The sequence below is a fragment of the Pseudarthrobacter sp. PvP004 genome, from assembly GCF_017876035.1.
Classification (GTDB): domain Bacteria; phylum Actinomycetota; class Actinomycetes; order Actinomycetales; family Micrococcaceae; genus Arthrobacter; species Arthrobacter aurescens_A.
On the sequence record NZ_JAGINL010000001.1, the window covers coordinates 2,429,477 to 2,441,608 of the forward strand.

Sequence of the window (12,132 nt, forward strand, 5' to 3'; positions counted from 1 at the left end):
CTAGGCGCCGATCAGGCGTGCGGCCAGGTAGCCCTCAACCTTGTCCAAGGACACGCGTTCCTGGCTCATGGTGTCGCGCTCACGAATGGTGACGGCTTGGTCTTCCAGGGTGTCGAAGTCCACGGTGATGCAGAACGGAGTACCGATCTCGTCCTGGCGACGGTAGCGGCGGCCGATGGCGCCGGCGTCGTCGAAGTCGATGTTCCAGTTCTTTCGCAGCTGGGCTCCCAGCGCTTTTGCCTTCGGGGACAGGTCCTCGTTGCGGCTCAGCGGCAGGACGGCGGCCTTGACCGGGGCCAAGCGCGGATCCAGCTTCAGCACAGTGCGGACATCGACGCCGCCCTTGGCGTTGGGTGCCTCGTCCTCGGTGTAAGCGTCAATCAGGAACGCCATGAAGGAGCGGGTCAGGCCTGCGGCGGGCTCGATGACGAACGGCGTGTAGCGCTCGTTGGTGGCCTGGTTGAAGTAGCTCAGATCCGTGCCGGAGGCCTTGGCGTGCGTTGAGAGGTCAAAGTCCGTGCGGTTGGCGATGCCCTCGAGCTCGCCCCACTCGGAGCCTTGGAAACCGAAGCGGTACTCAATGTCCGTGGTGCCCTTGGAGTAGTGGCTCAGCTTCTCCAGGGGGTGCTCAAAGAAGCGCAGGTTGTCTTCGCGGATGCCAAGGTCCGTGTACCAAGACATGCGTTCCTTCATCCAGTACTGGTGCCACTCTTCGTCCGTGCCGGGCTCGACGAAGAACTCCATCTCCATCTGCTCGAATTCGCGGGTACGGAAAATGAAGTTACCCGGGGTGATCTCGTTGCGGAAGGACTTACCGATCTGGCCGATGCCGAACGGGGGCTTCTTCCGCGACGTGGTGAGCACGTTGTTGAAGTTCACAAAGATGCCCTGTGCCGTTTCGGGGCGCAGGTAGTGCATGCCTTCGTCATTGGCCACGGGGCCGAGGAAGGTCTTCAGGAGACCGGAGAATTCCTGCGGCTCGGTCCATTCGCCACGGGTGCCGCAGTTTGCGCAGGCGATGTCCTTCAGGCCGTTTTCTGGCGGGCGGCCCTTCTTTTCCTCGTACTCTTCCTCGAGGTGGTCGGCGCGGTATCGCTTGTGGCAGGAAAGGCATTCAACCAGGGGGTCGGAGAAGACTTCTACGTGGCCGGATGCTTCCCATACCTGGCGGGGAAGGATCACGGAGGAATCCAGGCCTACAACGTCTTCGCGGCCGCGGACCATGCTCTGCCACCACTGGCGCTTGATGTTCTCCTTCAGCTCCGCACCGAGGGGACCGTAGTCCCACGCAGAACGGGAGCCACCATAGATTTCACCGGCCTGGAAGACAAAGCCCCTCCGCTTGGAGAGGGAAATGACCTGGTCAAGGACGGATTTTGCTGCCATGGGTACTCCATTTGTTCTACAGGGCCGCTGGGTGCGGTCCGCGGTGGTTGCCCCGGACCCGGACGAGGTTGTCCGGCGGGGTGCTGGGGGAAATTTACTGCAAAGTACTTGAGACTACTGGAAAAAGTACTGCAGGGCACTGCGTCTCCTAGCCTACCGGCCTTTGGCCGCACCTCTCCGTGCGAAGGCTCCCTTGGGCCACGGCAACGTGGCCACGACGATCGCGGCGAGCGTCAGGACGGTACCCAGGACCGTGGGCAAGGCGACCACCGCGCCGGGACTGGGGATCACGACGTCGAGCACCAACGATCCCACCAGCTGCCCGGCAATCATGCCCAAACCGGTGATCAGGACGCCAAGGCTACGGACCAGCAGTGCTGCCAAGCCGATGAACAGGCAGCCCATGGGACCGCCAAGGTAGTACCACCACTCGCCGGGAAGCGGGTTTCCCGGCCCGGCCACAGCCAGCTTGATCATCCACGCAATCCACAGAATGGCTGACCCGGCAATGAAGTTGACCAGGGTGGCTGCGATGGGCGTCCCGTAATGGACTGTGGCGGTTCCGTTCATGGCCTGCTGGAAGCTCATGAAGAAGCCGGCAGCCAGCGGCAGGAGAACCGGCAGCACGAGCGATGCGATGTCGGCGTCGCCGCCAAACCGTGGCGAAACAGCCCAAGCCACCGCGGCAACGGTCAGGACACTGCCGAGGACCCGGACACCGGTGATAGCGCGTTTTCCTCCCGGACCGATGCCCATCCGGTCCACGAGCAGTCCGCTCAACGTTTGGCCCGTTACGGCCGCGACTGTGAACAACGCGACACCCAGCAGGGCAACCGTGAACGACTGGGCAAAGACGAACAACGCACCGATGGCGCCGGCCATGACATAGAACCTGGGAAAGCTGCGATTCCGGACAGCGGGAATGATGCGCCGGAGCCCGGCCCTGCCCCGGGGAGTGGCAAAGGAAATAGCGCTGATGAGCAGGAGTCCTGTGGTGAAGCTCACCACAGCCGCGGCGATTCCGTCGTCCAGTTTGGCCCCGAGGGCCCCATTGATCCTCCCTTGAAGCGGGATGACCAAGCCGGTTGCTACTGCAATAGGAAGGCCAATGACCAGTGGAAGGGCGGGACGGGGAGGAGACTGCGGCACCGTCACCACACTACTTCAGGCATCATTGCTGTATGAGCAACCCCGAAATTGAAGAGATCCCCATCCGCGACGACATGATCCGCCTGGGCCAGCTGCTGAAGCTCGCCAACTTGGTGGAGGACGGCGTTGAAGCCACGGAGCTCATCAAGAACGGCTTGGTCAAAGTCAACAACGAAATTGACGACCGCCGAGGCCGCCAACTCCACGTCGGCGATACCGTAACCGTCAACGGCCAGACGGTCCGGATCACCAGAGCCTAGTCAGTCAGGACTTTGTGGGTGAGGAACTCGCCCACGTGTCCGATCTCCTGCTGGTTAATGCCGTGCCACATCCCCGTGTAGAGCACTTTGGTGAGGTCAACGTGCTTGCGGACCCATCCCATGGTGTATTCGATCTTGTCCTGGGTGATGACGGGATCCTGCTGGTCACGGCCCCAGAACATCGGTAACGATCCGTCCAGTTCATCGTCCCGGAAGGCGGCGTCAGCACCGGCGTCGATCACAAAGCCTGAAAGCCCGACGACGGCGGCGAAGTCCGCGGGTCGGTAGCGGAGCATGGTGGTAGCCATCGCCATGCCCATGGAGAAACCGAGCAATGTCACTGACGAGTGGTTTGCTTTGACCGTGTCCAGCCATTCGAGCGCATACTCGGCTGCGTGCTTCACGGCTTCCAGCGAATAGTCGATGGACGCCGTGAGAGGGAACCAGGTGAAGCCCGGCCCCATGGGCATCGGTGCGCGAAGGGCGGCGACAACAAAGCCGTCGGGCAGCAATCCGGCCAGGCTGAACAGATCGTCCTCGTTGGATCCATAGCCGTGAAGCAGGACCAGGAGCGGCTTGCCTGCACGCTCGGCTTCATCGTGGGACCACAGGACTACGGGGGCGGGAAATGTGGGTGCTTCAGTCATGGGTCCATTCTTGCAGTTACCCACAAGTAACAACCTACGGTGGCGTAGGGTCGCCGTCACGGTGCAGGATATGAGCGTGAGTGAGAACAATCCTTTACTGAAGCCGGGCGAGTCCGTTCAAAAGCATCCTTGGAGCCGTTACGTGGCACTGGGTGACTCGTTCACGGAGGGCATCGGCGACCCCGAGCCCCGGAACCCGGGTGGTCACCGAGGTTGGGCTGACCGGGTCGCTGAGGAGCTGAGCCGCGGACAGGAAGACTTCGCCTATGCCAACCTCGCTATCCGTGGCAGGCTGCTGCAGCAAATCATCGATGAACAGGTGACGCCCTGCCTGGAATTGCAGCCGGACCTCGTGTCCATTTCGGCCGGCGGTAACGACCTCATCCGCCCCGGCGGCGATCCCGATCTGTTGGCCGAAAAGCTCGATGCCGCGGTGGCGCAGCTGGGCTCCGGCGGCGCCACCGTGGTGCTCTTCAACGGTCCGGATACTGCCGCGTCGGTCTTGGGGCGTATCCGCGGCAAAGTTGCCATCTACAACGAAAACCTCCGTACGGTGGCCGCCCGCCACGACGCCATCATCGCCGACATGTGGTCTCTGCGGCAGCTGGCTGATACCCAGATGTGGGACGCGGACCGCCTGCACTTCTCGCCGCTGGGCCATCACACCATCGCCATGATGGTCCTGGAGGCACTGAACGTCCAACACACGCTCGAGCCCCTGATGCCCAAGGCCCTTCCGCCGCGTACATGGCGCGAAGCCCGCTCATCGGACCTCGTGTGGGCTCGTGAGTACTTTGTCCCCTGGGTCATCCGGCGGCTTCGGCACCGGTCCTCAGGCGACGGCATCACGCCAAAGCGTCCGACGCCGGGACCTGTCTTCGGCTCTACCGGCACCCTGCTGCCGCGCAGCTGACGTGACGCTTCTTCACTGCGAGGTCCGCCGTGCCGGGTGACAGCTCCCTGTCCGCGGAGACTATCAGGCGGACACGGCTACGGAGGCAGCAGTTGCGGGCCCCCTTTGCCGGAAATCCCGGGGACGTGGTCCGGAACCTCCTGGCCGTGCAGTCGCAAGAATTCCCCTATGCCAGATGGACCCTTGCTCAGAGAAGCTCCGCCAGCACTTCACCGATGGTCACGGCCGCAGACGTTGAGCAGGCTGTATCCGACGGGGTCATCCTGCGGACCCACATCCTCCGGCCCACCTGGCACTTTGTGCATCGGGACGATCTTGGCTGGCTGATGGGATTGTCCGCAGATCGCCTCCACCAGGGCAACAAAGGCATGTACCGTCAGACGGGAATCGATGAGGGGGCTGCTGCAAAGAGTGGCCGGATCCTGGCCGCTGCCGTGGCCGGAGGAGCCCACAAGACGCGCGAGGAACTCGCCGAAGTCTTGGAACAAGCAGGCTTCCCCGGAAAGGGCCTGGGGTTCATCTACCACCTCATGCACGCGGAAATCAGCCGGATACTGGTGAGTGGCTCCCCCGTCCGCTCCGCCGGAGGTGCCCTGAAACAGACATATGCCTTGTTCGAGGAACGCGTTCCCGGTTCGGTTCTGTTACCGCTGACTGCCGAAGCCCGCGAACAGGCCCTTGGACAGTTGGCACTCCGGTACTTCACCAGCCGGGGACCCGCCACGATCAAGGACTGTGCCGTGTGGTCCGGGCTGACCATGAAAGATGTGAAACGGGGGATCGGTGTGGCTGAGGAGATCTCCCCCGGGAGCCTGGGCACCGTTCACTTCGATGGTCTGGAGTTCTATCTGGCCTCTGAGGAAGCGGAGGCTCTCACCAACGGCGACGATCCTTCAGCGACGGAGGACCCCGGGCTCCCCCGCCTGGACCTCATTCAGTGCTACGACGAATACGTGATGGGCTACTCACAGTCCCGGCACTTCCTTGGTGGAACGGCGCCATACTTCCCCGAGGACAACGGACCCATGCACGTGGTCCTGCTGAACGGCAGGTTGGCCGGATGGTGGCGCCACAGTTTCTCCGGCATGACCTGCGAACTCGATGTCCGAATGAACCGGCCGGCAACGGCGGAAGAACAAGACGCCTTGGAGGCCGAGGCGGATCGTTACGGCCGGTTCTTGGGCATGGAGACCACGCTGGTGTGAAATAGCCGGGCTGGTTCCGGGAGACGGGCCGCGTCCAAGTGGCAGGACTAAGCTGGGATGAGACCTAGGAGGCCTGCACTGTGAACAATCTGATCTTCTGGATCATCGTCTGCTCGTGGCTGATTCCACTCGGAATCCGCATGTATAACCGCTCCCGGGCGCGTCGGATCCAGAATGACACCTTCCGCGGCCCCGGGTACCCGCCGCGGAATCTGCCGGGCCCGGGGTACCCGCCGCAGAATTACCCCGGGTACCCGTCGGAGCCGATCGTCGTACGCCCCGCGGATGAGACACCGCAGGCCGGGCCGCCGTCGAACTCTTCGTCCCCCACGCCGTTTCCCGCAACGGGAAGCTCGCAGCCGCAAGGCTACCGTGCGCGCAAGCTGGCCGAGCTGGATGCGAAGTTCAGCAACGGCGAGATCGCCATGGAGGATTACATGAAGCAGCGCGGCGACATCATGAACGGCTAGGCCACCCTGAACGTGAGCCTGGTTTAGCCGAAGAAGGCTTCGCGGAGCTGCGCCGAGAGCTGGCCGATCTCGGTGAGGAAGCCATCGTGTCCAATCGGCGCCTCAATGAGGTGGACCGATACGTCTCCCGGGAGTGCCGCGGCGAGTTCCCGCGACTGTGCCGGGAAGTAGAGCCTGTCGCTGTCCACGGCCGCCACAAAGAACTCAGCCTTGGTGCGCGACAATGCCGCTTCCAACGTGCCGCGACCACGAGTGACGTCATGGGACATCAAGGCCTCGGTAATGGCGATGTAGCTGTTGGCATCGAAACGGCGGACCAGCTTTGTCCCCTGGTGGTCCAGGTAGCTTTCCACTTGGTAGCGCCCGCGCTCCCCCAGCACAGCAGCTGTCAGCGGCGTCTCCTGGTGCTGGGCTTGCCGGCCGAAGCGGAAGTCCAACTCCAACGCTGAGCGGTACGTGATGTGGGCGATACGTCGGGCCAACGCCAAACCATGCTCAGGCGCGGTACCGCCGTAGTAGTCGCCGTGATTGAAGTTCGGGTCCTGCCGGATGGCCAGGGTTTGGGCCTGCGCGAAGGCAATCTGCTCGGCCGTGCTGTAGGCGCCCACCGAGATCACGGCGCAGCGCTCCACCCGCTCGGGGAACGTCACGGCCCACTCGAGCGCACGGGCGCCGCCCATCGACCCACCCAACACGGCGTGCCAGGAGTCGATGCCCAAAGCATCGGCAAGGCGTGACTCAGCCACCGTGCTGTCGCGCAGAGTGACCAACGGGAAACGAGAACCCCAGGGCTTGCCATCGGGTGCTGCTGATGATGGGCCGGTGCTGCCGTAACAGCCGCCCACGATGTTGATGGAGATGACGAAGAACTTGTTGGTGTCGATGGTGGCACCTGGTCCAACAAGTTGCTCCCACCAGCCTTCTTCATTCGTGGCGCCGCGGGCTACGTGTGTACTGCCCGTGAGCGCGTGCTGGACGAGTACGGCATTGGATGCGTCGGAGTTCAGCTGCCCCCAGGTCTCGTACGCAAGGACAACGTCGGGAAGGAATCCGCCGGCTTCAAGTTCCAGCGGCCCTATGCCGGCGTACTTGACGATTCCGTCTTCTTCTCCGGATTTTGGAAGGGCTGTAGCAGTAATGGTCATTCCTTTGACACCTTAACCTCGCGCTTGCCCGTCGCCTTGCGTGCGAACAGGCCAGGTCTTCACCCGGGGCACCCCACCGCGGAGGAGGGTTGCCGGCCAGCAAGCCGGGGCTGTGTGCTGGCACTCATGACCTAATACGAAGAGTCTAGGAAATACAGGGCGGTTCTGGCGAAGAATGTGACAACAGTGTGACGGTTTGGGGTGCCTCCGTTCACGAATGAGCACCCTGAACTGCCGCCCGGCGAATAATCGTCGACGCGGGCGGCAGTCGGGCTGAGACTTTGAACCGCGGCGTCAGGCGCCCTTGGCAGCCCGGAAGCCGGCTTCGAGGTCGGCGATGATGTCATCCACGTTCTCGATGCCCACGGACAACCGCACCAGGCCGGGGTTGACGCCTGCAGCCACCTGCTGCTCCACCGTCAACTGACTGTGCGTAGTGGACGCCGGGTGGATGACCAGCGAGCGGACGTCACCGATGTTGGCAACGTGCGAGTGCAGCTCCAGTCCGTCCACAAAGCGCTTGCCCGCTTCTACGCCGCCCTTGATGTTGAAGGCAACAATGGCGCCCGTGCCCTTGGGGCCGTATTTCCGGCCCCGGCTGTACCACGGGCTGGATGGCAGGCCCGCATAGGCGACCGACTCGACGTCGTCGTGGCTTTCAAGCCACTCAGCCACCTTGGTGGCGTTGGCAACGTGACGCTCCACGCGCAGGCTCAAGGTCTCCAAACCCTGGGCAATGAGGAAGGCGTTGAACGGAGACACGGCGGAGCCTAGATCGCGAAGCAACTGGACGCGGGCCTTGAGGATGTAGGAGAGGTTGGCGCCCAGGGCGCCGTCCTTGCCGAGATCCCGGGCATAGACCAGTCCGTTGTAGCTGGGGTCCGGGGTATTGAACCCAGGGAAGCGCTCAGGGTCCTTGCCGAAGTCGAAGTTGCCGGAGTCCACAATCACACCGGCGATTGCTGAACCGTGACCACCCAGGTATTTGGTGGCCGAGTGAACCACGATGTCCGCGCCCCACTCGATGGGACGAATAAGGTAGGGCGTTGACAGGGTGTTGTCGACGATCAGGGGCACACCGGCCTCGTGAGCGGTGCGGGCGATGCCCTCAATGTCCAGCACGTCCTGGCGGGGGTTGGACACAACCTCGCCGAAGAACAGCTTGGTGTTCGGCTGGACGGCGTCACGCCACTGCTCCAGATTGTCGGGGTCCTCCACGAAGGTGACCGCAATTCCGAACTTCTTCAGCGTGTGCGCCAGCAGGTTGTACGTGCCGCCGTACAGGCTGGGGCTCGCCACGATGTGGTCCCCGGCCTCAGCGATGTTCAGGATGGCGAACGTCTCCGCGGCCTGTCCGGAGCTGAGCAGAAGTGCCCCCAGGCCACCTTCAAGGCTCGCGACCCGCTGCTCCACAACATCCTGCGTCGGGTTGCCGATCCGGGTGTAGATGGGTGCAAGCTCCGCCAACGCGAAGCGGTTGGCAGCACTCTCGGCACTGGGGAACACGAAGGACGTGGTCTGGTAGATCGGAAGCGAGCGAGCTCCGGTGGCGGCGTCAGGCTCCTGGCCTGCATGGATCTGGCGGGTTTCGAAAGACCATCCTTGGGACATCGGGTTCTCCTGTTCGTAACGCATGGGTTTGGCAGGCAATGTGGTGCGGTGTGAGCTGGGGCCAGTCTAGGAACTGTCCGGAAGCTAAGACAGCTTTATGACGCCGGTGGAATCTACAGGTCTCCTAGCGTCCTTCCATGACGCTCATAGCGAAAGTTACGTACATCCCACCTTAGTTAGGCTTGACTTAGCTGAGACCCTGATCACAAAGTGCCAAGATGAAGCCATGCGCATGGATCACGTCTCTTACGCCTGTGAACGAGATGGCCTTTTGGCCACTACCGAACGAATTTCCGCGGCATTGGGAGTGGACGCTGTCCGGGGCGGAGTGCACCCGCGCTTCGGTACCCGGAACATGATCATTCCCCTTGCGGATAACAAGTACCTGGAAGTGGTGGAGGTCCTGGACCACCCCGCTTCCGACAAAGCACCCTTTGGCCAGGCCGTCCGCGCCCGTTCGGCTGCAGGGGGCGGATGGATGGGCTGGTGCGTCGCCGTTGACGACCTCGCCCCCTTCGAAGACCGCCTTGGCCGCTCCGCTGTTCCGGGCAACCGCAAGTTCCCTGACGGCCGCGAATTGGTGTGGCAGCAGATCGGAATCCTCGGCCTGATCGCCGATCCCCAGGTACCGTACCTGCTCAAGTGGGAGGGCGACCCCTCACTGCACCCGTCCAGGATCTACGAAAGCGACGTCAAGATGTCCAGCCTCACCATTGCGGGCTCGGCTGAACGCGTCACCGAGTGGTTGGGCGAGCCGGTGGAAAAGCCGCTTGAGGATGTCGCAGTCCAGTGGATGGCACCGCACGGCACCCCCGGCATCCTGGCTGTCACTTTCGAAACAGCTACCGGAGCCGTCACCATCTGACCGCTCCAACCATCCGGGCTTGTCCCGGCCCCGGTCCATCATGTCCGGGTTGAACTTCGGCCGCCATCAGCGGGTGCCAATGACGTCACCCACCGATGGCGGCCGAATATTTTTAACGCCATCAGCCGAGGCCCATTGCCTTGCCGAACAGGCTGAATCCAACAAACGCCACGATGTCCAGCAATGCGTGGGCAATCACCAAGGGCATGACCCGCTTGGTCTTTGTATAAATCCATGCGAACACCAGGCCCATGACCACATTCCCGATGAACGGCCCAAAGCCCTGGTACAGGTGGTAGCTCCCCCGCAGCACGGCACTGACCACAATGGCCACCGGCATGCTCCACCCGAACTTACCGAAGCGGTCCATGAGGTACCCCACCACGATCACTTCTTCCACGACCGCGTGGCGCATGGCCGAGAGAATCAGCACGGGCACGGTCCACCAGTAGGCATCCAGGCCGCTGGGCACAATGGCTGTTGTAATTCCCAGCGCCCGACCGGCCGCGTACAAGCCGAGCGAGGGAATGCCAATCGCTGCAGCCAGTCCCACGCCTTGCAGTAGGTCCTTACCGGGCCGGGCGAAGTTGAACCCAAGCCGGGCGAACGCCGAAGCGCCCCCGCCTTCCCGACCTCCGGGGGCATACGTGGACAGGAAGTAGAACACCAGGGCCACGGGCACCAGTGCGAACACAATATCCAGCAACTGGTATGTGAGATCGAAGTACTCGCGAGCGCTTTGGGACCTGTTCAAGGTTGATGTGGCATCAGCCAAGGGAGCACGCGTCATCTTGTCCAAGAGCTGCACTACGGAGTAGACGGCTGACTGGCCCAGGGACAGGCCCAGCACAATAAGTACTTCGGCGCGCAGCCGGCGGCGGGAAGCAAGGAACATGTACCTATCTTGCCCTCACTACCTGCCACTTTGCCGGGAAGCGCACACCTCGCCGGACCACGCATGGCGGCCACCTATGCTTGGTGGGATGGGTGCCCCTGAGAGAATCTTCATGATCCGGCACGGCCAGTCAGCCGCGAATGCCGACACGTCCATCTACAACCGTGTGCCGGACTACCGGATCCCGCTGACGGATAGCGGTGTGGAGCAGGCACGGATCGCCGGGGAGGACCTGCGCAGGAAGCTCGATGGCGAGCAGGTTTGCGTGTACGTGTCCCCCTATTTGCGCGCTTACCAGACCTTGGAAGCCATGAACTTGGGGCCGCTGATCGAGCGGGTCATTGAGGAACCCAGGCTTCGCGAGCAGGACTGGGCGAACTTTCAGATCGCCGGGGAGATCGAGGACCAAAAGGAACTGCGCAACCTCTACGGGCACTTCTTCTACCGGTTCCGCGAGGGCGAGTCCGGCTCAGATGTTTACGACCGGGTGTCATCCTTCATGGAGACCCTGTATCGGCACTGGCAAAAGCCCACGTACGCTCCGAACACGCTCCTGGTGACGCACGGGCTGACCATGCGCCTGTTCTGCATGCGCTGGTTCCACTGGACAGTGGAGTACTTTGAATCGCTGAATAACCCTGACAACGCCGAGCTGCGCACGTTGATCAAGAACGACGACGGCCAGTACAGCCTGGATGTACCGTTCAGCCAGTGGGTGCCCAGGGAGGTAGACGACTCGGTGCTGCACGCACCAAGGATGCGCTTCTAGAGAGTGGTCAGCGGCCCAAAATCCTAGCCGGCAGGTGCGACGATGACTTCCGTGCCCTTGGCTTCGAACGCCGCTTTGTGCTCGGCGCTGATGCCGGAGTCCGTAATCAGGTGCCTGAAGTCGTAGCCTGCCATCGCGGCAAAGGAGCGACGACCCACTTTGGAAGAGTCAGCCACCACGTAGGATTCCGTGGCGCGGCGTGCCATCACGGTGTTGACCATCGCTTCGCCTTCATCGGTGATGGTGGGGCCGAGGTCCGGGTCCACGCCGTTGACGCCAATGAACGCAATGTCCAAAGCAACTTTCTGCATGATGACGTCCGTGTAGGGTCCCACCAGCTCATAGGAGCGCGGGTTGAGGATTCCCCCGGTGACCATGATCTTGATATTGGGTCGGACCGCAAGCTGCGAGGCGATGTTGATCGCGTTGGTGACCACGGTAAGGGTGGGCGTGTGGGATGGCGCGTTGAGGTCCTCGCGGGTGGACAGCAGCTGAGCCAACGCCGTGTTGGTGGTACCGCCACTGAGGCCAATGACCGCACCGGGACGGATCAACGCCGAAGCAGCCAAGGCGATTTCCTGCTTGGCCTCAGCATGGTCGTCGCGGTTGTAACGGCCGGGGAGGTCGTAGGCAACGGACCCGGTTGTGGCGCCACCACGTGTTCGGCTGAGCAACCGCTGCTTGGCCAGGCTGTCAAGATCCCTGCGGGCCGTGGCAGGTGACACGCCCAGGCGGGTCACGATGTCCTCGACTTCCACATGGCCGGACTCGGCCAGGAGGTCGAGTATGGCGGTCAGCCGATCGGTGCGGGTCATGA

At 62.7% G+C, this 12,132-nt stretch carries 13 protein-coding genes and 1 riboswitch; of the genes, 6 read left to right on the plus strand and 7 right to left on the minus strand.

Translation table 11 applies throughout. From position 1 onward, the window contains the following. Both J3A64_RS10980 and J3A64_RS10985 read right to left on the minus strand, forming a co-directional pair. Entirely contained in the window at nucleotides 1–1,386 is a 1,386-nt protein-coding gene (locus tag J3A64_RS10980; RefSeq protein ID WP_014921225.1) for a glycine--tRNA ligase, read from the minus strand. Nucleotides 1,387–1,539: 153 nt separating this feature from the next. Beyond that, nucleotides 1,540–2,544 carry a DMT family transporter gene (locus tag J3A64_RS10985; RefSeq protein WP_014921224.1) on the minus strand — a complete coding sequence of 335 codons (1,005 nt, stop codon included), beginning with the start codon at nucleotides 2,542–2,544 and terminating at the stop codon, nucleotides 1,540–1,542. 23 nt (nucleotides 2,545–2,567) lie between these two features. Between J3A64_RS10985 and J3A64_RS10990 the strand changes: the two genes are divergently transcribed. After that, complete coding sequence (locus tag J3A64_RS10990) at nucleotides 2,568–2,795, plus strand: RNA-binding S4 domain-containing protein (protein ID WP_011774199.1); 228 nt, start codon at nucleotides 2,568–2,570, stop codon at nucleotides 2,793–2,795. Here the strand turns inward: J3A64_RS10990 and J3A64_RS10995 are convergent. Next, nucleotides 2,792–3,442, minus strand: a complete 651-nt coding sequence (locus J3A64_RS10995; protein WP_014921223.1) for an alpha/beta hydrolase — start codon at nucleotides 3,440–3,442, stop codon at nucleotides 2,792–2,794. The genes J3A64_RS10990 and J3A64_RS10995 overlap by 4 nt on opposite strands. 70 nt (nucleotides 3,443–3,512) lie before the next feature. On the opposite strand from J3A64_RS10995, the gene J3A64_RS11000 reads away from it, so the two are divergent. From J3A64_RS11000 to J3A64_RS11010, 3 genes are all read left to right on the plus strand, one after another. Next, a complete protein-coding gene (locus tag J3A64_RS11000; protein WP_052295492.1) occupies nucleotides 3,513–4,355 on the plus strand; it encodes an SGNH/GDSL hydrolase family protein in 843 nt (280 codons plus the stop codon). 29 nt (nucleotides 4,356–4,384) lie between these two features. After that, nucleotides 4,385–5,560, plus strand: a complete 1,176-nt coding sequence (locus J3A64_RS11005) for a winged helix DNA-binding domain-containing protein (RefSeq protein ID WP_210064295.1) — start codon at nucleotides 4,385–4,387, stop codon at nucleotides 5,558–5,560. Nucleotides 5,561–5,640: 80 nt separating this feature from the next. Continuing rightward, nucleotides 5,641–6,030: a hypothetical protein gene (locus J3A64_RS11010; RefSeq protein ID WP_210064296.1), complete on the plus strand. Its 390-nt coding sequence runs from the start codon at nucleotides 5,641–5,643 to the stop codon at nucleotides 6,028–6,030. Nucleotides 6,031–6,053: 23 nt separating this feature from the next. On the opposite strand, the gene J3A64_RS11015 is transcribed toward J3A64_RS11010, so the two are convergent. Then, nucleotides 6,054–7,175 (minus strand): homoserine O-acetyltransferase, encoded by a 1,122-nt coding sequence (locus J3A64_RS11015; protein ID WP_210064297.1) that lies wholly within the window; start codon nucleotides 7,173–7,175, stop codon nucleotides 6,054–6,056. 15 nt (nucleotides 7,176–7,190) lie between these two features. Beyond that, nucleotides 7,191–7,307, minus strand: a riboswitch (SAM riboswitch). A 162-nt stretch (nucleotides 7,308–7,469) separates the two neighbouring features. Further along, entirely contained in the window at nucleotides 7,470–8,810 is a 1,341-nt protein-coding gene (locus J3A64_RS11020; protein ID WP_286176260.1) for a bifunctional o-acetylhomoserine/o-acetylserine sulfhydrylase, read from the minus strand. Nucleotides 8,811–9,012: 202 nt separating this feature from the next. Between J3A64_RS11020 and J3A64_RS11025 the strand changes: the two genes are divergently transcribed. Then, nucleotides 9,013–9,651 (plus strand): VOC family protein, encoded by a 639-nt coding sequence (locus J3A64_RS11025; protein WP_043469963.1) that lies wholly within the window; start codon nucleotides 9,013–9,015, stop codon nucleotides 9,649–9,651. 121 nt (nucleotides 9,652–9,772) lie between these two features. Here the strand turns inward: J3A64_RS11025 and J3A64_RS11030 are convergent, their stop codons facing one another. Beyond that, entirely contained in the window at nucleotides 9,773–10,546 is a 774-nt protein-coding gene (locus J3A64_RS11030; protein WP_011774191.1) for a CPBP family intramembrane glutamic endopeptidase, read from the minus strand. An 88-nt stretch (nucleotides 10,547–10,634) separates the two neighbouring features. On the opposite strand from J3A64_RS11030, the gene J3A64_RS11035 reads away from it, so the two are divergent. Next, nucleotides 10,635–11,315, plus strand: coding sequence for a histidine phosphatase family protein (locus J3A64_RS11035; protein ID WP_238324560.1), 681 nt, complete (start codon nucleotides 10,635–10,637; stop codon nucleotides 11,313–11,315). Nucleotides 11,316–11,338: 23 nt separating this feature from the next. Here the strand turns inward: J3A64_RS11035 and J3A64_RS11040 are convergent, their stop codons facing one another. Next, nucleotides 11,339–12,130 (minus strand): DeoR/GlpR family DNA-binding transcription regulator, encoded by a 792-nt coding sequence (locus tag J3A64_RS11040; RefSeq protein ID WP_014921218.1) that lies wholly within the window; start codon nucleotides 12,128–12,130, stop codon nucleotides 11,339–11,341. Between the last annotated feature and the right edge of the window lie 2 nt (nucleotides 12,131–12,132).

Excerpts from the sequence above, each read along its gene's own strand:
- J3A64_RS10980 (WP_014921225.1), bottom strand. The coding sequence starts at position 1,386 with ATGGCAGCAAAATCCGTCCTTGACCAGGTCATTTCCCTCTCCAAGCGG.
- J3A64_RS10990 (WP_011774199.1), top strand. The coding sequence starts at position 2,568 with ATGAGCAACCCCGAAATTGAAGAGATCCCCATCCGCGACGACATGATC.
- J3A64_RS10995 (WP_014921223.1), bottom strand. The coding sequence starts at position 3,442 with ATGACTGAAGCACCCACATTTCCCGCCCCCGTAGTCCTGTGGTCCCAC.
- J3A64_RS11000 (WP_052295492.1), top strand. The coding sequence starts at position 3,513 with ATGAGCGTGAGTGAGAACAATCCTTTACTGAAGCCGGGCGAGTCCGTT.
- J3A64_RS11015 (WP_210064297.1), bottom strand. The coding sequence starts at position 7,175 with ATGACCATTACTGCTACAGCCCTTCCAAAATCCGGAGAAGAAGACGGA.
- J3A64_RS11020 (WP_286176260.1), bottom strand. The coding sequence starts at position 8,810 with ATGCGTTACGAACAGGAGAACCCGATGTCCCAAGGATGGTCTTTCGAA.
- J3A64_RS11025 (WP_043469963.1), top strand. The coding sequence starts at position 9,013 with ATGCGCATGGATCACGTCTCTTACGCCTGTGAACGAGATGGCCTTTTG.
- J3A64_RS11030 (WP_011774191.1), bottom strand. The coding sequence starts at position 10,546 with ATGTTCCTTGCTTCCCGCCGCCGGCTGCGCGCCGAAGTACTTATTGTG.
- J3A64_RS11035 (WP_238324560.1), top strand. The coding sequence starts at position 10,635 with ATGGGTGCCCCTGAGAGAATCTTCATGATCCGGCACGGCCAGTCAGCC.
- J3A64_RS11040 (WP_014921218.1), bottom strand. The coding sequence starts at position 12,130 with ATGACCCGCACCGATCGGCTGACCGCCATACTCGACCTCCTGGCCGAG.